At 57.9% G+C, this 19352-nt stretch carries 18 protein-coding genes; 12 read left to right on the top strand and 6 right to left on the bottom strand.

Translation table 11 applies throughout. The features are described from left to right. The first annotated feature begins 7 nt into the window (after window positions 1–7). The 6 genes from gnd (at window position 8) to N5W20_RS05080 (ending at window position 5623) form a co-directional block, all read left to right on the top strand. Window positions 8–1003 (top strand): phosphogluconate dehydrogenase (NAD(+)-dependent, decarboxylating), encoded by a 996-nt coding sequence (gene gnd / locus N5W20_RS05105; protein ID WP_319806094.1) that lies wholly within the window; start codon window positions 8–10, stop codon window positions 1001–1003. Between the two features lie 142 nt (window positions 1004–1145). After that, window positions 1146–2690, top strand: coding sequence for a glucose-6-phosphate dehydrogenase (gene zwf, locus N5W20_RS05100; RefSeq protein ID WP_408869387.1), 1545 nt, complete (start codon window positions 1146–1148; stop codon window positions 2688–2690). A 29-nt stretch (window positions 2691–2719) separates the two neighbouring features. Beyond that, a complete protein-coding gene (locus N5W20_RS05095) occupies window positions 2720–3604 on the top strand; it encodes a Cof-type HAD-IIB family hydrolase (RefSeq protein WP_319806093.1) in 885 nt (294 codons plus the stop codon). After that, window positions 3601–4344: a 6-phosphogluconolactonase gene (pgl, locus tag N5W20_RS05090; RefSeq protein ID WP_319806092.1), complete on the top strand. Its 744-nt coding sequence runs from the start codon at window positions 3601–3603 to the stop codon at window positions 4342–4344. Before N5W20_RS05095 ends, pgl begins: the two co-directional genes overlap by 4 nt. After that, a complete protein-coding gene (gene rpiA, locus N5W20_RS05085) occupies window positions 4341–5072 on the top strand; it encodes a ribose 5-phosphate isomerase A (RefSeq protein ID WP_319806091.1) in 732 nt (243 codons plus the stop codon). Before pgl ends, rpiA begins: the two co-directional genes overlap by 4 nt. 11 nt (window positions 5073–5083) lie before the next feature. After that, entirely contained in the window at window positions 5084–5623 is a 540-nt protein-coding gene (locus N5W20_RS05080) for a gluconokinase (protein WP_319806090.1), read from the top strand. A gap of 68 nt (window positions 5624–5691) precedes the next feature. Here N5W20_RS05080 and N5W20_RS05075 read toward each other — a convergent pair whose 3' ends face one another. Next, a complete protein-coding gene (locus tag N5W20_RS05075) occupies window positions 5692–6516 on the bottom strand; it encodes an RNA methyltransferase (protein ID WP_319806089.1) in 825 nt (274 codons plus the stop codon). Then, window positions 6513–7874 (bottom strand): cysteine--tRNA ligase, encoded by a 1362-nt coding sequence (gene cysS / locus N5W20_RS05070; RefSeq protein ID WP_319806088.1) that lies wholly within the window; start codon window positions 7872–7874, stop codon window positions 6513–6515. Before cysS ends, N5W20_RS05075 begins: the two co-directional genes overlap by 4 nt. Window positions 7875–7971: 97 nt before the next feature. On the opposite strand from cysS, the gene N5W20_RS05065 reads away from it, so the two are divergent. The 3 genes from N5W20_RS05065 to N5W20_RS05055 all read left to right on the top strand — a co-directional run bounded on the left by N5W20_RS05065 (window position 7972) and on the right by N5W20_RS05055 (window position 11883). After that, window positions 7972–9369, top strand: coding sequence for an MATE family efflux transporter (locus tag N5W20_RS05065; protein ID WP_319806087.1), 1398 nt, complete (start codon window positions 7972–7974; stop codon window positions 9367–9369). 241 nt (window positions 9370–9610) lie between these two features. Next, window positions 9611–10228 (top strand): 30S ribosomal protein S4, encoded by a 618-nt coding sequence (gene rpsD, locus N5W20_RS05060; protein ID WP_319806086.1) that lies wholly within the window; start codon window positions 9611–9613, stop codon window positions 10226–10228. An 89-nt stretch (window positions 10229–10317) separates the two neighbouring features. Beyond that, the gene (locus tag N5W20_RS05055) at window positions 10318–11883 is read left to right on the top strand and encodes a peptide chain release factor 3 (protein WP_319806085.1); all 1566 of its coding nucleotides are present in this window, start codon (window positions 10318–10320) and stop codon (window positions 11881–11883) included. Between the two features lie 2 nt (window positions 11884–11885). On the opposite strand, the gene N5W20_RS05050 is transcribed toward N5W20_RS05055, so the two are convergent. The 3 genes from N5W20_RS05050 to aroB all read right to left on the bottom strand — a co-directional run bounded on the left by N5W20_RS05050 (window position 11886) and on the right by aroB (window position 16267). Then, window positions 11886–12752 carry a hypothetical protein gene (locus tag N5W20_RS05050; protein ID WP_319806084.1) on the bottom strand — a complete coding sequence of 289 codons (867 nt, stop codon included), beginning with the start codon at window positions 12750–12752 and terminating at the stop codon, window positions 11886–11888. Between the two features lie 335 nt (window positions 12753–13087). Continuing rightward, a complete protein-coding gene (locus N5W20_RS05045; RefSeq protein ID WP_319806083.1) occupies window positions 13088–14224 on the bottom strand; it encodes an OmpA family protein in 1137 nt (378 codons plus the stop codon). Window positions 14225–14557: 333 nt separating this feature from the next. Further along, entirely contained in the window at window positions 14558–16267 is a 1710-nt protein-coding gene (gene aroB, locus N5W20_RS05040; protein WP_408869386.1) for a 3-dehydroquinate synthase, read from the bottom strand. Window positions 16268–16377: 110 nt separating this feature from the next. Between aroB and N5W20_RS05035 the strand changes: the two genes are divergently transcribed. The 3 genes from N5W20_RS05035 to N5W20_RS05025 are packed head-to-tail and all read left to right on the top strand — an operon-like array spanning window position 16378 to window position 18568. Continuing rightward, window positions 16378–16650, top strand: coding sequence for a hypothetical protein (locus tag N5W20_RS05035; RefSeq protein ID WP_319806082.1), 273 nt, complete (start codon window positions 16378–16380; stop codon window positions 16648–16650). Window positions 16651–16703: 53 nt separating this feature from the next. Next, complete coding sequence (locus N5W20_RS05030; RefSeq protein WP_319807838.1) at window positions 16704–17585, top strand: tyrosine recombinase; 882 nt, start codon at window positions 16704–16706, stop codon at window positions 17583–17585. A gap of 29 nt (window positions 17586–17614) precedes the next feature. Continuing rightward, window positions 17615–18568 carry an acetyl-CoA carboxylase carboxyltransferase subunit alpha gene (locus N5W20_RS05025; protein ID WP_319806081.1) on the top strand — a complete coding sequence of 318 codons (954 nt, stop codon included), beginning with the start codon at window positions 17615–17617 and terminating at the stop codon, window positions 18566–18568. Window positions 18569–18580: 12 nt separating this feature from the next. On the opposite strand, the gene N5W20_RS05020 is transcribed toward N5W20_RS05025, so the two are convergent. Further along, window positions 18581–19336 (bottom strand): competence/damage-inducible protein A, encoded by a 756-nt coding sequence (locus N5W20_RS05020; RefSeq protein WP_319807837.1) that lies wholly within the window; start codon window positions 19334–19336, stop codon window positions 18581–18583. Window positions 19337–19352 lie beyond the last annotated feature (16 nt).

The following is a 19352-nucleotide window of genomic DNA, read 5'->3' as shown; positions in this document are numbered from 1 at the left end:
TAAGATAATGCAAATTGGTATAATTGGTCTGGGCCGGATGGGCGGCAATATCGCGGTGCGTCTGACGCGCCACGGCCATGACGTCGTCCTTTTCGATCGTGATCAGGCAGTTGTGTCCCGCACGGCAGAGCGGGCTGAATCCGGCCGTAGCAAGCCGGCGAGCAGCGTGTCGGATCTTGTCAGCAAATTGACGGCGGCGCGTAAAATCGTCTGGGTGATGCTGCCTGCCGGTGACATTACTGAAGCCTGCGTGCAGGAACTTCATGGGCTGCTCGGAAAAGACGACATCGTTATTGATGGCGGCAATTCCTATTACAAAGACGATTTGCGCCGTGCGAAGCAACTGGCCGAGAAGGGCATCCATTACGTTGATGTCGGCACGTCCGGCGGCGTTTGGGGCCTTGAGCGCGGCTATTGCATGATGTACGGCGGCACGAAGGACTCAACGGACCATATCGACCCCATCCTGAAGGCCCTGGCGCCGGGTAAAGGCGATGTTGTGCCCACAACGGGGCGTGACCGTGACGGCCTCGACCCTCGCGCTGAGGAAGGGTACCTGCATTGCGGGCCCGCAGGCTCCGGCCATTTCGTCAAGATGGTGCATAACGGCATTGAGTACGGCATGATGCAGGCTTTCGCAGAGGGCTTCGACATTATGCAGTCCAAGAGCTCTGACGTTCTGCCGGAAGACCAGCGCTTTGACCTCAACATGGCGGATATTGCTGAAGTGTGGCGTCGAGGCAGTGTCGTCTCCTCATGGTTGCTTGACCTGACGGCTGACGCTCTGGCGAAAAACGGCTCCCTTTCGGAATTCTCCGGTGAAGTCGCTGACTCAGGTGAGGGTCGCTGGACAATTGAGGCCGCGATTGAGGAATCCGTGCCCGCGCCCGTGATCACGGCGTCGCTTTTCACACGCTTCCGCTCACGCTCCGGCAATAATTTTGCCGAGAAAGTTTTATCGGCCATGCGCTTTGGTTTCGGTGGTCACGTCGAGAAGAAGTAAGCATCTTACGGGGGGCGGCGAAAGGCCGCCCTCCCATTCCGAAAACTTCTGCCTTCGCTGCGTTTTTCGATTAGATAGATTTTTATAAGGGTAAGTTACGCAGGCGACATGATTGTCGCAGGTGGGGCTTAAAGGGTTGATTATGAACGACGTTTTGACGAGCGACCGTGAGATGCTGTCGCCAACACAGTCATTGCGCAGGCTGCGCAAGGCGCCTCCCGGTGTCATGGTCATTTTTGGCGGTGGCGGTGATCTTACCAAACGTCTCCTCATCCCGGCCATCTATAATCTCGATTGTGCCGACTTATTAAGTGATGAATTCTCGGTCATCGTCGTTGATTGGGCTGAAATGACGTCAGAAACGCTTCTGGCACAATTTCGGGAATCGATCGATGATTTCGTCAGTAAACGTGGTTCCTGCGCTGCCAAACTGAAGGAGGAGAACTGGGATCGCATCACGGGAAATATCCAGTATATTCGTGGATCATTTGAAGAAGAAAGCACTTATACCCGCCTCAAAGAGGCCTTGGGTGAGCAGAGTGCCGTATTTTATTTAGCTGTTGCGGCGCGTTTCTTCGGCCCTGTTGTTGACCTTATCGGCTCAACCGGCCTCGCGCAAGAGACTGAAAATTGCTCTCGCCGCGTGATTATTGAAAAACCTTTCGGCTCTGACCTGAATTCAGCGAAAGAGCTGAATGCGCGCCTACTGCGTTCACTTGGTGAAACGCAGATTTACCGTATTGATCATTATCTCGGTAAAGAAACGGTGCAAAACATTCTTGCCCTCCGCTTTTCAAACGGCTTTTTTGAGCCGCTCTGGAATCGGGATAATATCGACCATATCCAGATCACTGCGGCAGAGACGGTGGGGGTTGAGCGACGGGGGCGCTTTTATGAAAGCACAGGTGCCATAAGGGATATGGTGCCGAACCACCTGATGCAGCTCCTTTCAATGGTGGCGATGGAAGCGCCGACTTCCTTCGATGCCGAGGCCGTCCGGAATGAAAAATCGAAAGTCCTGAGCGCGATCCAGCCTGTCACGCGTGAAAATGCCGTGCGCGGCCAGTATGTCAGTGGTTCCTTCAAGAATGGTGACCATGCGGAGGCGCTGCGTGGCTATCGGGGTGAGCCCGATGTCTCGATGGGGAGCGAGACGGAAACCTACGTCGCCATGAAGCTGCGGATCGATAATTGGCGTTGGGCCGGCGTCCCGTTCTACATCCGCACGGGGAAGCGCCTGCGCTGCCGCAAAACTGAAATTGCCATCCATTTCAAGCAGGCGCCCTACGCACTTTTCCGCGATACGCCGGTTGATAAATTGACGCCCAACATCATGGTGTTGCACATCCAACCGACAGAAGGGGTGACGATGCAGTTCTCTGCCAAAGTCCCCGGCCCCTCCGTCCGGCTTGGCGGCGTGCGCATGAAGTTTGATTACTCGGATTGGTTTCAGGAAGGGCCCAGCACGGGTTATGAGACATTGATCTATGATTGCCTGATCGGTGACCAGACATTGTTTCAACGTGCGGACTCGATTGAAGAGGGATGGCGCATCGTGCAACCTGTGCTCAGCCAGCAAAGTGCCGAGCAGCCACCTTTATGTTTCTATGCGGCAGGTCTTGATGGCCCGCGTGAGGCTGATGAGCTGCTTTCACGCAGTCGCCGCAAGTGGCTTCCGCTTAAATAGCTTATCAGGAAAAAGGGAGGGGGCTTCATATGGGACAGCCGGATGATCAACCTCGTCAGGAAAATATCCCGGCCGCAACGACGATCAGACTGGTCGTTTCCGACATGGACGGGACCATCCTCAATAAGGAGAAAATCCTGAGTGAGGAGACGCTGCGTGCCGCGCAGAAATTGACAGCGCAGGGGATCAAGCTTTGCCTTGTCAGTTCCCGTTTTCCTCCGGGGATGGAGAGGTTCCGACGCCAGATGGGGCTTGATACGCCCCTCGGCGCGCTTAATGGTGCTGAAATCGTCGATTCCCAGGGCAAGATCCTTTCATCCCTGACACTCGCGCCGGAAACCGTTCAGCAGGCCTGCTCGCTTTTGCGGGAAAACGGCGTTGATGCGTGGCTTTACAGTCAGCGTGACTGGTTCGTGACGGATAAATCAGCGCCACATGTCCAGCATGAGAGCGATGTTGTCGGCACGGCCCCGCAGGTCGTAGATGATCTCAGCGCCCATTTTCATCAGGTCGGTAAAATTCAGGGCGTCTGCGATGATGCGGAAAAGCTGGAAAAGCTTGAACGGGAAATCGGCAGAACGTTGGGTGATGCGGCAAGTGTCCATCGTTCAAGCGATTATTACCTCGATATTACGCCGCAAAAGGCGAATAAGGGCTTTGCTCTGCAGTTCCTCGCCGCGCATTATGGTTTCAGCCTGGAGGAAGTCGCCTGTATCGGTGATATGAGCAATGATGTGCCGATGCTCAAGCTCGGCCAGGTCTCGATCGCCATGGGCAACGCCCGGGATGACGTCAAGCGTCACGCAAAATATGTGACCGCCAGCAATGCGGAGGAGGGCTGGGCCAAAGCTATGGTGCAATTTGTCCTCCCGCACGCACCGGCCACTGAAATAAACAGGAAGGAAACGCCATGAGCGGCGATACCGTCAAAACAGCGAAAATCATCGTCCGCGCTGATGGCGCGGAGGTCGCTCTCGATATGGCGCAACGCCTCGTCGCGCTGGCACAGGCCAAAAAAGAAGGCATCTTTCGCATCGCCTTATCCGGCGGCAGCACGCCGAAGAAGCTTTTCGAGCTTCTCGCATCGCCTGCCTTTGTCGCGCGTATGCCGTGGGAGCGCGTTGCATTTTACTATGGTGATGAGCGCCACGTGCCCCACGATGACGCCGCCAGTAATTACCGCATGAGTTGTGAGACGTTGTTCAACCACGTTGCGGCCACGGAGGGTCACGTCTACCCGATCCCGACAAATGGCACGGCGGAAGAGGATGCGGCATCTTATCAGCGTCTGTTGCAGGCGCATTATGGCGCGCAGGATCTCGACCCGGCGCGGCCATTTTTTGATGTCGTCATGCTGGGGATGGGGCAGGACGGGCATACAGCGTCACTATTCCCCCGGCAACCGGTCCTGCAGGAGCGGGAGAAGTGGGTCGCGACCTGCGTGCCGGATGACGCGCCCCATACGCGCATCACCTTGACCTACCCCGCCATTGCCTCCAGCCGACACGTGGTTTTCCTGCTTGAGGGCAAGGGGAAGGCAGAGATGTTCCGCCGTGTCCGGTCGGGCGACGATGCGCTGCCATCCAGCCATGTCACCACGCAGGGTGAGATGACATTTCTTTGCGACAAAGCCGTTACTGAGGGCGTCTCATGACCGGGACATCTTCGGAAGACATCTCGCCCCAGCGTGACGCGCAGCTTCAGTTCAAGCGGGAAGCGGCGCAGGCTGCCGTAAAATATATTGAAGACGGCATGGCGGTCGGGCTGGGAAGCGGCACGACGGCAAGCGTCATGATTGATGCGCTTGCCGCGCGCGTCAAAAATGAAAATCTCCGCATCCGGGCGATCCCGACATCGGAAGCAAGCGGAGAACAAGCGCGGCGTCTGGGCATCACATTATCGGATTTTGTCCAGGATCCCATCCTCGACATCGCCATTGATGGTGCGGATGAGGTCGATCGAAAGAGCCTGACATTGATCAAAGGGCGCGGCGGCGCGCTTTTGCGGGAAAAAATCGTCGCCTCGGCGGCACGAAAATTCATTGTGATTGTCGATGACAGGAAGATCGTCGATTCTCTCGGCTCCCGTATGCCTTTGCCGATTGAAGTCATCCCCTGGGGGTGGGAGCGTATCCAGACCCTGCTGATTTCAAAAATCGGGGCGCGCACGGCGCATCCGCGCACGGAGAAAGACGGCAGGATTTATCAGACGGACAACCATAATTTCATCCTTGATTGCGTGTTTGACCCGATTACCGATGCGACCTCCCTCGCGCGTGACATTGCGGCGATCACCGGTGTTGTTGACCACGGACTTTTTATCGACATGACCTCGGAAGTGCTTGTTGCAGGTCAGAATGGCGTGGCAAGTTTAAGACGATAACGGAGGAATTCATGGAACGTTATGCGTCAAAACTGGTCGTTGTGATGGGTGTGACCGGCACGGGCAAATCGGCGATCGCCAAGGCATTGAGCACGGCGTTTGACTGGCCGTTTCAGGAGGGGGACGACCTTCATGGCCCTGCCAATATCGAAAAAATGAGTCACGGCATCCCCCTGACGGATGAGGATCGGTGGCCCTGGCTGGAACGCTGCCATCAATGGCTTCGTCAGCATCGCGAGACGGGTGGTGTTCTGACATGTTCCGCCCTGAAGCGCGCCTACCGTGATGCATTGCGACAGGATCTTGATCTCACCTTCCTCTACTTATGGGCACCACAGGCGGCGTTAGAAGATCGACTCAAGCATCGGCAGCATCACTTCATGCCCGCATCGCTTGTGCCAAGCCAGTTGCGGACGTTGGAGCCGCCTTCAGAGGATGAGCCGGTGATTCCCGTCGACGCCTCACCGCCGAAAGATGTGGTGTGTCGCGACGCGATTGACGCCGTCCGCACGCAGTTGATCGGTGAGGCGCGGCCCGTTCTCGGCTTGTGATCCGGAGGGGGCGTGGCGCGCATTTGCCGGCGATTGCGGCCTGAGAGCGTCTGACGCTCGAAACTACGTCAACCGTCAGGCTGGCCCTCTTGGGCGCTGCCTTTTGCCGCCTTCTTTGAAGCGGATAATTCCGCCGTGCGGGAAAGCTCCGTCACCACACCATGCAGGGTGCGGAGTTCCTGCTCTGTAATCTCACCCCGCTGAAAATAATGTCGCAGATTGCGAATCATCCCGGGGCGTTTCTGCTCATTGCGCCAGAAGCCGGTTTCATCCAGACGTCGCGTGAGATTACTGAAAAAATTCTCGATCGCGCCTTTACTGGCCACTTGTGTCTCATTCGTCATGAGGACGTGCGGCGCGGTGTTATCAGCCGCCATCCACCATTCATAAGCCATGATCAGCACGGCCTGTGCGAGGTTGAGAGACATGAAGTCCGGATTGAGGGGATAGCGGATCAACGTGTCAGCGCGGGCCATATCCTCATTATCGAGCCCGGCGCGTTCCGGCCCGAAGAGAATGCCCGTGCGGAGGTGGCGCGCCTCTGTGAGGCGCATGTCAGCGGCGGCATTGCGGGGCGTCATCACCGTCTTGATGATATGACGCGGGCGCGGGCAGGTGGCAAATACGCGATGCAGGTCCGCAACCGCCTCATCGACCGTCTCATAAACCGTCGCCGCTTCAAGGATTCGGTGCGCCCCGGAAGATGCATACCAGGCGCGCTCCTGCGGCCACCCATCGCGCGGCGCAACGAGGCGCAGGTGGAAAAGCCCGCCATTCGCCATGGCGCGCGCGGTGGTGCCGATATTTTCTGCGAGTTGGGGACGGACGAGGATGATGACCGGGCTGCTCTCCGTCGTCGGGCCGATGGCGGCGCCGCCGTCACGCCCTGTCATGCGCGCCTCCAGACCGTGCCTTGCGCCGAATCTTCCAATATGATGCCCATCTCATGGAGCTGGTCCCGGATCGCATCGGCGCGGGCAAAATCGCGTGCGGCTTTCGCGGCGGAACGTTCAGCGACGAGACGGGTCACGTCCGGGTCCGCATCCTGCCGACCGAACCATTGATCCGGGTCGGATTTCAGCAGGCCCAACAGGCTGCCGGAAGCCTTCAAGGATGCGGCGGCCTGACGGTCTCCCCCCAATGCGCGGGTCGCGTCGTGATGCATGTGCGCAAGCGCCTGCGCGGTGTTGAGATCGTCGCAAAGTGCCTCCATCACGGCTGGCGCAACGGGCGCTTCGGGAAGATCAATGCCCTGGTACGCCTCCAGAGCACGATAAAAGCGATCCAACGTGTTTTTCGCCTCTGCCAGCCTTTCCCATGAAAAATCAAGCACAGCGCGATAATGGGTGCCCAGCATCAAAAGGCGCAGGGCTTCAGCAGGCGCTTTGGCGAGTACATCGCGCACTGCGTAGAAATTGCCCAGTGATTTGGACATTTTCTCACCATTGGAGAGCAGCATGGCGTTGTGTAGCCAATAATTGGCGAAGCGGCTCGACGGGGCGCAGCAAAGTGACTGCGCGCGCTCATTCTCATGATGGGGAAAAAGCAGGTCATCCCCGCCGCCGTGAATATCGAAGGATTCGCCGAGATATCGCCGCGACATGGCTGAGCACTCAATGTGCCAGCCGGGGCGCCCGAACCCGTAAGGGCTGTCCCAACCGGGCTGATCAGCCGCAGAGGGTTTCCAAAGCACAAAATCCCCGGGGTGGCGTTTATAAGGCGCGACCTCAACCCGCGCCCCGGCGAGCAAATCCTCCGGCGAACGCCCTGAAAGCGCGCCGTAGGAAGGAAAATCCGCGACAGAAAACAGCACATGGCCTTCCGCAATATAAGCGTGGTTTGAGGCGATGAGGGACGCGATCATCTCCAGCATTTCGCCGATATGATGCGTCGCGCGCGGCTCGATATCGGGGGGGGCAATTTCCAGTTCCGCCACGTCGGCGTGAAACATCGCGGCCGTCCGCGCCGTCAGTTCTGCGATGCTCTCACCATTTTCAGCCGCGCGGGCGGTGATTTTATCATCCACATCGGTGATATTGCGCACATAGGTGACGCGCGGATAAAGGCGTCGCAATAGACGCACCAAGATATCAGCGCTGAGCATGGCGCGTAAATTGCCGATATGCACCGCATCATAAACGGTCGGGCCGCAATAATAGACGCGCACATGCGCAGCTTCGATGGGCTTGAAGCGCTCTTTCTTGCGGGTAAAGCTATTGTGCAGCGTGAGCTTGTGATAAGACGGCGTCATAATGGGCTTTCATTGCTTGAGTCTGTCGGGCAACGCAACTCTCATTCTCACAAATTGCCGAAATATCTTGGCGATTTAATTGTTTTGGCGTCTCAACGTGACTGAAGATACCAGCCAGCAGGCGCGGCTCTGGCGGGCACAATTGCACCGGCTCATCCTTCTGGCCCTGCCACTCAGCTTTTCGCAACTCAGCGAAATCGCCATGGGCGTCACCGACTCGATCCTTCTTGGCGGATTGGGGGCAACGGCGCTCGCGGTGGGCGGCCTGACATCGACATTGTTTTTCTGCACGCTGATCACTTTTCAATCCGCCCTGGGCGCTGCCAGCATCCTGATCGCCACGCGACGTGGTGAAGCCCATGCGCGCCGGAAACATCTGACCTCCCTCGCTGACCTGGTGACAACGGGCATCGCATTGGGCGCGTTTCTCTGTGTGCCGGTATTTCTGATCCTGTTCCCGATCGGCAAAATTTTCGCCTGGTTGGGTGAGCCGGAAATTATCGTCACGCAGGGCCGGGTTTTCATGCATATCCTCCTCTGGGGATTGCCACCGGTATTGGTCGTGATCGGGCTGCTGCGCGTCATTCTGCCGGCATTGGGAAGTGAATTCCTCCTCCTCTGGACCATGCCATTGATGGCGCTGGCCAATGGCTTCCTCAATGCGACGCTGATCTATGGCTGGTTCGGCCTGCCGGCGCTGGGCATGTGGGGTTCGGCAATCGCGACGACTGTGACGGGTTGGGGCACGGCAGTCGCCTTGGTGGTTGTCTCCCTGTCGCGTCATCATCTCAAGGACCATCTGCGCCTGACCCGCATCGACTGGCCGCAACTCTGGAAGATGCTTAAACTCGGCCTCCCCATGGTCGGGGCGAGCGGTGCGGAATTGATGGCCTTTGAGATTTCCGGCCTCAATGCGGGTGTCCTCGGCACGGAATCCGCTGCGGCGCATCAGGTGGCCCTCAATATCGCAACGCTGAGCTTTATGGTGAATCTGGCCTTGTCGCAGGCCGTCAATATCCGCGTTTCATTCTGGCTGGGCGCGCGGGATGTCGTCGCAGCGGGGCGCTCCGCCATGGCGTGCATCGGGCTTTCCATGCTCTGGAGCCTGCTGGCCGCGACCATTATCTTTGTCTTCTCCGATGATATCGCCCGGTTCATCATTGACCCGAAAACGGATAATGCCCCGCATGTCATCGCGATGGCATCGAGCCTGCTGAAGATCAGCGGGTTGTTTCAGATCGTCGATGGTTTACAGGCCGCCTGTAACGGGATTTTGCGGGGATGTCAGGATACGCTTCTGCCGATGATCTTCATGTTCGTCACTTATATCCCGATTTCGGTTTTTGGTGGTCGCTGGGTGGCGTTTCAGGGGCATTACGGTGTTGAGGGGCTTTGGTGGGGGCTGGCGGCGGGGCTGGCCGTGCTGTCGCTTCTGCTTCTCATCCGAATGGGTTATGTCCTGCGGGCGCGGCGCGCGGCGTTGGGGGCGGCCTGATGGATGGCCTGAACGGCCAGTTCGCAGATTTAGGTTGATTTATCGCGATAAAATCGCTACTTGCCCCTTCATTGCCGGGAACGTGGACATATCGGACCGGACCGCTCTGGGTGCTGCCCCATCGGTTAAGGTATTGGATATGCGCCCGCTTCTTCTAATTCGAGAGGAAGCCTACCGGCGCAACAGGTGGTGATCTTGCAGCGCAGAGGTCGCCCATATTGTGAAATGAGTTCTTGCAAAAATGAGCAAGCGCCAGGAAAGCAAATATAAGATTAACCGTCGCCTCGGGGTCAACCTTTGGGGACGTGCCAAATCGCCGGTCAATAAGCGTGAATATGGCCCGGGCCAGCACGGACAGCGCCGCAAGCAGAAGCCGTCAGATTACTCTGTGCAGCTGATGGCGAAGCAGAAGCTGAAGGGCTATTACGGCAATATCAGCGAGAAGCAGTTCCGCCGCTATTATGATGAGGCTGTGCGCCGCAAGGGTGACACCTCGGAAAACCTGATTGACCTGCTTGAGCGTCGCCTCGATGCGGTGATTTACCGCCTCAAATTTGCGATCACGCCTTTCGCGGCGCGTCAGTTTGTCAGCCATGGCCATATCACGGTCAATGGGCGCAAAGTGAATATTCCTTCTTTCCTCGTGCGTGATGGCGATGTCATCGAAGTGCGTGAGAAAAGCAAGCAGCTGGCCATCGTCCTTGACGCCGCGCAAAGCGGTGAGCGTGACGTGCCTGAATATATCGAGGCTGATCATCGCCAGATGAAAGGCAAGTTCCTCCGCACCCCACGTCTGACAGATGTGCCATATCCGGTGCAGATGGAACCGAACCTCGTCGTCGAGTTCTATTCTCGCTAATTTTCAGCTTTGGCTGAAGAGTTGCGACAACGCCGGATCGGGGCAGCCTGGTCCGGCGTCTTTGTTTCGCGTGTTGTTGGAACATTCCCATGTCTGAAAGCCCCCTCACATCCGCGTCTCACAAGGCCCTGATGCAGGAGATCGCCAAGCGGCGCAGCTTTGCGATTATCTCCCATCCTGATGCGGGCAAGACGACCCTGACAGAGCGCATCCTGCGGGCGGGTGGTGCCATCCAGATGGCGGGCAATGTCCGTGCCAAGGGTGAGAGGCGCCGCACCCGCTCGGACTGGATGGGGATTGAGCGGGATCGCGGTATTTCCGTCGTGACGTCCGTGATGACGTTTGAATATGGCGGGTGCATCTTCAATCTCCTCGACACGCCGGGCCATGAGGATTTCTCCGAGGATACTTACCGCACCCTGACCGCCGTCGATTGCGCGGTGATGGTGATCGACGCCGCAAAAGGCATTGAGGAGCGGACGCGCAAGCTTTTCGAAATCTGCCGCCTGCGGGATATTCCCATCGTCACTTTCATCAATAAAATGGACCGTGAGGCGCAGGATTGTTTCGGGTTGCTGGATGAGATTTCCGCCTCCCTGGCCTTGGACACCGCGCCCGCCACCTGGCCGATCGGGCGCGCAGCGCAATTTGTCGGAACGTACGACCTGCGCACGCGTGCGAAACATTTCATCGCGGCGCCTTTGCCGGATGATGATTCGAGAATGGTGCAGCTTGCGGAAGAGCTTGAGCTTGTTGAAGGGGCGCTTTCACCTTTTGATCATGATGGCTTTAATGAGGGGCACCTGACCCCGGTTTTTTTCGGCAGTGCGATGAAGGAAATCGGGGTGACCGACCTGCTGGATGCGCTGGTGGCTTACGGGCCTGCACCGCGTGCCCAACCGGCCGAAACAAGGGAAGTCAAAGGTGACGAGCCCGGCGTGACAGCGCTCGTCTTTAAAATTCAGGCAAATATGGACCCGAACCATCGAGACCGCATCGCCTTCGCGCGGGTCTGTTCAGGGCGGCTTTATCGCGGGATGCGCCTTAAACATGTCCGTTCCGGCAAGCAGTTCGCGTTGCACACGCCGCAATTTTTCTTTGCGCGGGAGCGTCAATTAGCGGAGGAGGCTTTTGCCGGTGACGTTGTGGGTATACCTAATCACGGCACATTGCGCATCGGCGATACGCTGACGGAAGGGGAAGATCTGCGCTTTACCGGCGTGCCGTATTTCGCCCCTGAAATCCTGAGACGCGTGCGGCTTGATGACGCCATGAAGGCGAAGAAACTGCGTCAGGCGCTGGTTGAACTCGCGGAGGAGGGGGTTGTTCAGCTTTTCCGCCCGCAGGATGGTCTTGCGCCTATTGTGGGCGTTGTCGGCGTTTTGCAGTTGGATGTGCTGCAATCTCGCCTGAAGGCTGAATATGGTGTGGCGATCGGGTTTGAGTCGACGCCATTCACCATGGCGCGCTGGATCACGGGACAGGACAAAGCCATTGAGGCTTTCAGCCTGGCGCAGCGAAGCGCGATGGCGGATGATATTGATGGTGATCCCGTCTTTCTGGCAAGCTCAGCCTTTATGCTGCGTCGCACCATCGATATGACGCCTGACCTGACTTTCCACGACATCAAGCAGATCGGCACGCAGAAGATCTGACTCTAACTTGAGGAATGAGGCGCGCCTGCCGGGTGCCCCTCTCTCCTGACGATGGATGTGACGCGCCGCATTGTGTCGAGATGGATGACAAGATCGGCACGTTGGGGCATTTCGACGATGATGTGCCGTGTGAGGCGCTCATAATGTTGCACGAAGCGGGTGACTTCCGAATCGCTCATGACATGTCTCCCGCTTTCGCCACGCTGCGCTAAACTTCGCCGTAATGCGCTTTCCTGCTCCTGACGCCAGTGCGTGACGATGCTGAAGTCAGGTGGTGAGATCAAACAAAGCGCATTGAGCCGCGAGAAAACTTTTTGATAGTCAGACATCAAAGCGTCATTGACGGCGGCGCGCCACACGCCATGTGGGTCCTCATGCGCTTCGAGGGCATTTACGGCTTTCTGCAAAGCGTGCGGAGATTGCGGCCGGGCGCCAACGCACCAACCCTCAAGTAAAATCACGTCGGGATGGGCCGGGGATAAGGCCCAATGACCAGATGGCAGCACGTCATCGAGGCTTTTATCAAACAATGGAATGGGAGTTGGCTGGCCGTCCAGCAGGCTATCAATCGTGCGGCGCGCCAAGGGGATATCATGCGTTCCGGGCACGCCGCGTGTCCTGAAAAGTGGATGCGTGGCCGCGGCGCGCTCATGCCGCTTCAGGCGCGGGAGATAGAAATCATCGAGAGAGAGGGTGAGCGTGGTCAGGCCGGACTTCTCAAGCCGAAGCCGTACCTTGTCACAAGCGGTGGACTTGCCCGCACCCTGTGGGCCGCAAAGGCCGATCAGGTCGGGGCGGTCCGACTTGACGCGACCTTGAATAAAGGTGGCGATCAGCGTCGGGACGTCTGGATGGGACGGTTCCTCCACGTCAGGTCTTTCAGGGCACACGATCATTCTTATGGTCCCCTTGAGGCTATTTAAAAGGCGAAAGTGACCGCGCGCATCGTTTAAAGGCGCGTGCGGGTTGGAAACGCATCCCTCAAGGAGGCTACCACAGAGCGTCGGCACAGCGCATATCTACGCCGAGGATGAATCTTCACGTTTCCCTGAGCCACGACGCCGTTTTGAGACAGGTCGAGAAGCCCGAAAGGGGAGGCACGAGACAGTTCAGGCAGGCGGCCGGACCAAAAAAAATCCCCCTGGCGAACCAGGGGGACTTTTCCGAAAGACATTTGCACGTCTCTCAAACCATGCGCGGAGAATTATCGCAGGATAATTTCAACGCGACGGTTCTGAGGCTCACGGGTGTTGGGACCCGTCGGGACCAGCGGATGCTGCTCACCATAGCCGTGGATGTCGATCGCCGTTTCCGGAACACCGTTACGGATCAGACCAGCCTTGACAGCTTCCGCACGACGTTTGGAGAGGCCAAGGTTGTAACGCTGGCCGCGCGCACCCGGGTGCGCCGCGGAGTTATCGGTATAACCGTTAACTTCGATGCGGGTCGTCTGGACGTGCGTTGAAGCTTCAGCAGCCTGACGGACGATCTCGCTTGCGCGGGATGTCAGTGTCGCTTTATCCCAGTCGAAGAAGACCAGGTAGGTGCGTGCCGGAGCAACCGCAGGCGGCGTCACGACAGCAGCTGGCGGCGGAGGCGGCGGGGCTGTGTCAAACGCATACCGCATACCCAGAATGAACTGGTGATTGAAGCGGTGGTCGAAATTGACATTGCCCTGATAGGAGCCTGCCGCATTCGTTGTGCCCGACGTGTAAGCGCCTGCGCCGAAGGTCTGGCCAATCATACGGTATTCCGTCGTGACAGCAAGACCGGGAACGCCCGGGATGTCCCAAGCTGCACCGATGATGCCCTGGTAGGCAAAGCCACCGCGCGTCTGGTTCAGGCTGTTGGCAGCGCCGTTCGTGTAGGTCGTCGAGAAGTCATAGGTCTGCCAGAGATAACCGGCACCGACACCGACATAAGGTGTCATTGGCAGGTTAAGACCGAAGCGGGTGAGGTCAATGTCGTACAGGACATTGATGAAACCGCCATAAGACCGGTCATGACCGCTTGTCGAACCAGGGACAGCCGTGCCGCCGCGATGGTTGATTTGCGACCAGTTATAGACGCCCTCAACCTCAGCGCGCAGACCGTTGCCGAAGCCCCAGCCGAACGACGCAAAACCTGTGTAGCCATTTTTGTGGCGCAGGTTACCTACGGTGCCACCCGCATTGTCGGAGCCATCAGCGAAGGAGCCGGGCGCGAAGTGCGCGTGCTGGTTTTGAACAAGATTATAACCGGCGCCAATATTGACGTAGGGGCCGGTGATGGTGCTGGCCGATGCTACCACAGGGGCAGCGACCATTGCCGTCATGGCAAGAAGTGCCGTGCGCAGACGCATTTATTTCGTCCTCTATTCATTCATCCAATCAAGATTGCTGCATCTTCCTTCTAGCCGAAGGGAAGAGACTGCAACGTTCCTAGCGCGATGCATACGCCGGTATAAGACCGTAGGTTGCGCTTGAGGAAGGTCTCAACACGCTGATTTTGACAGGATCTCACAAACTGTGTCGGGGATGCAACAGTGGTTATCCCCACCAATTTAAGATAAAACGCTGTAGAGACGCGGCATATAAGCGTGATCTACCTTAAAATCCTCATCGACCTTATCATGATACGTGACAACCTTACAATAACGCATAAGTATAAGTCCCCTATCGCGGTAAAGCAAGTTTCAATTATCACATCCTTCAGAAACTAAAAACTGTTTTACCTCATCGAGATCTACATCTTTAGTTGTAAACGCCTCTCCGATATCATGGAGGAGGATCAACATGATCCTCCGATCAACCATTTTCTTGTCTCGCGCCATGTGCGTGGTCAGGCGGGCGGCACTCAAGCGATGCGGGAGGTCGGACAGGGTGCACGGCATGCCATGCGCCTTCAGATGGTGGTCGATACGAGTCAAAACCGAGGCGTCGCAATAATTTTTCCGGACGGAGAGGGAGGCTGCGAGGTGAAGGCCGATGGACACGGCTTCTCCATGCAGAAGGCGGCCATCATAGTGAAATTCGGCCTCAAGCGCATGGCCGAAACTATGGCCGAGATTCAGCAGGGCGCGACCATTATGAGGTGAGATTTCCCGCTCATCCTCCAGCACAACGGACGCCTTAAAAGCGCAGGCGCGCCGGACGCCCTCCTGGACGGCCTGCTCATCCCCGTCCAGCAATGCAGCGCCATTTGCCTCACACCAGGCAAAAAGATCACGGTCACCGATCAACCCGGCCTTCACAATCTCAGCATACCCCGCAACGCGCTCCCGTCGTGGCAAGGTTTTCAGGGTGGATATGTCGGTCAGGACGGCGCTCGGCTGATGAAACGCGCCGACGAGGTTCTTGCCACGCGCCGTATTAATGCCGGTTTTCCCGCCGACAGAGCTGTCAACCTGCGCCAGCAAGGTCGTCGGGATCTGCACGAATGGCACGCCGCGCAGGAGTGTCGCGGCGACGAAGCCGCTGAGATCACCAACGACACCGCCACCCAACCCGATGATCGCCGTGCGACGTTCAACCCCGTGCGTCAGCACGTTTTCACAGAGTTGGGCATATTGTTTGAAAGACTTGGATTCCTCGCCGCCAGGGATGATTTCGGCATGGGTTTCGAACCCGACCTCATGCAATGAGGCCTCCAATCTCGCCAGATAAAGGGGGGCGACCCGCGCATCCGTGACAATTACGGCACGGCGCTGTTGCAGAATTGGCGCGAGCAGCGCGCCAGCGCGGTCGAGCACATCGCTGCCGATCACGATATCATAAGCCTTATTGGGGAGTGCAATCGGAAGGCGGGAAGGCGGATTGTGGGATGAGAGGGCCGTCACGACCCGTTCAACGGCGGAACGAACGGTTTCATCGCCGCAATCGACGATGATATCCGCCTCAGCATAAATGTGATGGCGTGTTTTCCTCAAGGTTTCCAATACGTCCGAGATATTGCCGTCGGACAGTAACGGGCGACCGGGGCGCCCCTCAAGCCGTTTGCGCAGAATGTTGAGAGGGCAGCGAAGCCATACGGAATGGCCGTTCTCCCGGATGATCTGCCTTGTCTGGGGGTTCATGAAAGCACCGCCCCCCGTTGCGAGCACCATGGGCCGCCCGTCAAGGAGGCGCTGTATCACGCGACGCTCCCCCTCGCGGAAGGCCGCTTCGCCATGTCGATCAAAAATTTCAGAGACGCTGCATCCGGCGGCGCGTTCAATCTCGTGATCCGCGTCGATGAAGGGCAGGTCCAGAGCGTGCGCCAATCGACGGCCGATCGTCGTCTTGCCCGCGCCCATCAGGCCGATCAGCACGATGACGCGCGGGATGGACGCAGGCTTCCGCCTGTCAGCTTGTCCTGCGACGGCATCTTTTGGAGTCATCAAAGGCGTTGCAGGTTTGGTGGTCATGGTATGACAGGTCATTATCGGCTTGAATGAGAAAGGCGAAGGCTACCATATCGGGCTTCGACTCGCTATGAAGCTTTTAACTTACATCTGTCATCAGAAACGTGCACTTTATGCCGCATCACGATGCGGGCATCGGGAATGAAGGGATCATCGTCATGTCGAGCCTGAGTTGGCCTAAAATCTCGCTTGCTTTCGTGGCAGTGCTCCTTCTCGGCGGCGCTGCGGCGATTTTTTACCTCGGCGCGACGCTCAGCCCGCCTGCCCAGACAGTCATCCAGAAAGATCTCGCTCTGCCCGGTGCGGAGGCTGGTGGGTATGCGCCGCCTGTCCCCTCATTGCCGGACCTGCCCGCGCCGCCGCCTTTGCCTGGCGCTGCGCCCTGACACGTTGAGACTGCGTGAAACCACCGTCTCGTCACGTTGAAGCCTTTCTGGAAATGCTGGCTGCCGAACGCAACGCGGCACCGCAGACGCGCGCGGCTTATGAAACGGACCTCCGTCATTTTACCAGCTTCATGGCGTCACAGGGCGAGGATACTGAGGATGCGGTGATGCAGGCTGAAAGCGGCCGCGTTGAAGCTTATATGCAAAGTCTGGGCAAGGATGGATTGTCAGCCCGGACGGCGGCACGCCGCCTGGCCTGTCTGCGGCAGTTTTTCCAGTTCTGCGTCCGTGAATCCTGGCGGAAGGATGACCCGACGGCGAAAATCGAGAGCCCCTCCCTGGGCCTCGTCCTGCCCAAATTTCTGAATGAGGCGGAAATTGAGCGCCTCCTCGAAGATGGCACGCGCGGCCATGATGACCCGCGACGTGACCTTGTGTCCCGCGCGGCGCTTGAACTGCTTTACAGTGCCGGACTGCGTATTTCCGAATTGCTGAATTTGCCCGCCCGAATCGCTTTATCCGAGTCGGCGATGATTCCGATACGGGGCAAAGGGGGGCGGGAGCGATTGATCCCGATTTCTGAGAAAGCCCGCGAATCGATTCTGGCGTTGCAGGCGCATGATGCGGCATTGCGGAGCCAATGGCTTTTCCCCGGGCGGGACCCGCAACGTCATTTGACGCGACAGGGATTTGATAAAATCCTGCATCAATGCGCCCTGCATGCTGGGATTGACCCCGCGCGCCTGTCACCACACGTTTTAAGGCATTCCTTCGCCACGCATCTTCTTGAGCGCGGCGCGGATCTCCGCGCTTTACAGACGCTTCTCGGGCATGCGGATATCGCGACAACACAGCTTTACACGCATGTCCTTCAGGCGCGTCTGCAGGAGCTGGTGGAGACACATCACCCCCTCGCACGCAACGTGGATTGTTGAAGCTCTCGCAAGCGTGCTACATATCAACCATGCTTCAATATCTCGACTTCGAAAAGCCCGTCGCGGAGCTTGAAAACAAAATCGCCGAATTTCGACAAATGGTCAAAGACGGTGGGGGCATCAACATCTCTGATGAGATCGCCAAGCTCTCCGGGAAGGTGGAAAAGCAGTTGCGCATGCTCTACGCCAAATTGACCCCATGGCAGAAAGTTCTGGTCGCGCGGCATGCGCAGCGTCCTCAGGCATTGCAATATTTCGATGCGCTCCTGACCGACTTCACACCCTTGGCGGGCGACCGGCTTGGCTATGACGATCAGGCCATCATTGGGGGTATGGGCCGTCTTGAGGGCCGCCCTGTAATCGTGATTGGCACGCAGCGCGGCTATGACACTGAGTCACGCCTGAAACATAATTTCGGCATGCCCAAGCCGGAAGGTTATCGCAAGGCCCAACGTCTCGTTGATCTGGCGGGGCGCTTCAAAATGCCGATTCTCACTTTTGTTGACACGTCCGGCGCATGGCCCGGCATTGATGCTGAGGCGCGCGGTCAGGCGGAGGCGATTGCACAATCTGTCGAATGTTTTCTGCGTGCGCCTGTGCCGACGATTGCGACAATCATTGGTGAGGGTGGGTCTGGCGGCGCCGTGGCGCTGGCGGCGACGAACAGTGTGATGATGCTGGAGCACTCCATTTACTCCGTCATCGCGCCGGAGGGTGCGGCCTCGATCCTGTGGCGGGACCCGAAACAGGCTTCTGTCGCGGCGGAAGCCCTCAAATTGACAGCGCCTGACCTTTTGAAGCTGAAATTGATCGACCGCGTGATTGAGGAGCCCGTCGGCGGCGCGCAGCGGCGGCCGGAAGAGGCGATGAAATCTGTCGGTGCGGCACTACATGAGGAGCTTGAGCGCCTCACCCAACTGGAACCGGGCGTGCTGCTTTCACAGCGCCGGGATAAATTCCTGTCAATGGGGCATGCGCATTAGGCTCGCTTCACGTCAGGCAACGGGCGGTTCACCTTCCTCAGGTGAAACGCCGAGTTCGAGGAAGAGCTGACGGATCTCCTGACTCGCTTCTTCCACGCGGTCTGGCGCATAACCTTTGGCGACGAGGGCCACGCTGTGCACGCCGGTCGCGCTTTCATATGGGTAGGAGCCAAGATCGAGTTCAGGGAATCGGCTTTGGATTTTTTCCAACCCGGCGGCGAGCGCACCTTCTCCAATCCGGCCGCGCCATGTTGCGGAGATAAGGGGTGGGCCTTTCTGCAGGGTCGGGGCGAGGGCGTCAAACATGGACTGCATAATGCGCGGCACCCCCGCAAGCACGTAGACATTCCCGATCCGGAAGCCTGGCGCGACGGAAGCCGCACATTTGATCGGCTGAGCACCTTGCGGCAGAAAGGCCATGCGCTGCCGGGCGGCGTTGAATTTCTTCGCGCCCATGGCGTGCATCAGAGCGTCAAATGTTTCCTGGTGCACTGTCAAACGCACGCCAAAAGCCTCGGCGATGCACCCTGCGGTGATGTCATCATGGGTCGGCCCGATCCCACCCGTCGTGAAAACATAGTCATAGGCGGCGCGGCACAGATTGACCGTTTCAACAATGCGTGCGGGGCGATCGGGGATGATGTGCACGCTTTCGAGAGCAATGCCAAGTTCGGCGAGACGGCGCGCAATAAATATCGTATTGGCATCCTGAGTGCGACCCGAGAGTATTTCGTTGCCGATGACGATAAGGCAGGCTTTGGCCGGCATGTGAAAAACTTTCATC

This window comes from Candidatus Kirkpatrickella diaphorinae (assembly GCF_025736875.1).
Classification (GTDB): domain Bacteria; phylum Pseudomonadota; class Alphaproteobacteria; order Acetobacterales; family Acetobacteraceae; genus Sorlinia; species Sorlinia diaphorinae.
This window is presented reverse-complemented; position numbering and strand designations above follow the sequence as displayed.

Bases quoted from the DNA above. Each gene is read 5' to 3' on its own strand.
- gnd (WP_319806094.1), top strand. From the start codon at position 8: ATGCAAATTGGTATAATTGGTCTGGGCCGGATGGGCGGCAATATCGCG.
- zwf (WP_408869387.1), top strand. From the start codon at position 1,146: ATGAACGACGTTTTGACGAGCGACCGTGAGATGCTGTCGCCAACACAG.
- N5W20_RS05095 (WP_319806093.1), top strand. From the start codon at position 2,720: ATGGGACAGCCGGATGATCAACCTCGTCAGGAAAATATCCCGGCCGCA.
- pgl (WP_319806092.1), top strand. From the start codon at position 3,601: ATGAGCGGCGATACCGTCAAAACAGCGAAAATCATCGTCCGCGCTGAT.
- rpiA (WP_319806091.1), top strand. From the start codon at position 4,341: ATGACCGGGACATCTTCGGAAGACATCTCGCCCCAGCGTGACGCGCAG.
- N5W20_RS05080 (WP_319806090.1), top strand. From the start codon at position 5,084: ATGGAACGTTATGCGTCAAAACTGGTCGTTGTGATGGGTGTGACCGGC.
- N5W20_RS05075 (WP_319806089.1), bottom strand. From the start codon at position 6,516: ATGACAGGGCGTGACGGCGGCGCCGCCATCGGCCCGACGACGGAGAGC.
- cysS (WP_319806088.1), bottom strand. From the start codon at position 7,874: ATGACGCCGTCTTATCACAAGCTCACGCTGCACAATAGCTTTACCCGC.
- rpsD (WP_319806086.1), top strand. From the start codon at position 9,611: ATGAGCAAGCGCCAGGAAAGCAAATATAAGATTAACCGTCGCCTCGGG.
- N5W20_RS05055 (WP_319806085.1), top strand. From the start codon at position 10,318: ATGTCTGAAAGCCCCCTCACATCCGCGTCTCACAAGGCCCTGATGCAG.
- N5W20_RS05045 (WP_319806083.1), bottom strand. From the start codon at position 14,224: ATGCGTCTGCGCACGGCACTTCTTGCCATGACGGCAATGGTCGCTGCC.
- aroB (WP_408869386.1), bottom strand. From the start codon at position 16,267: ATGACCACCAAACCTGCAACGCCTTTGATGACTCCAAAAGATGCCGTC.
- N5W20_RS05035 (WP_319806082.1), top strand. From the start codon at position 16,378: ATGCCGCATCACGATGCGGGCATCGGGAATGAAGGGATCATCGTCATG.
- N5W20_RS05030 (WP_319807838.1), top strand. From the start codon at position 16,704: ATGCTGGCTGCCGAACGCAACGCGGCACCGCAGACGCGCGCGGCTTAT.
- N5W20_RS05025 (WP_319806081.1), top strand. From the start codon at position 17,615: ATGCTTCAATATCTCGACTTCGAAAAGCCCGTCGCGGAGCTTGAAAAC.
- N5W20_RS05020 (WP_319807837.1), bottom strand. From the start codon at position 19,336: ATGCCGGCCAAAGCCTGCCTTATCGTCATCGGCAACGAAATACTCTCG.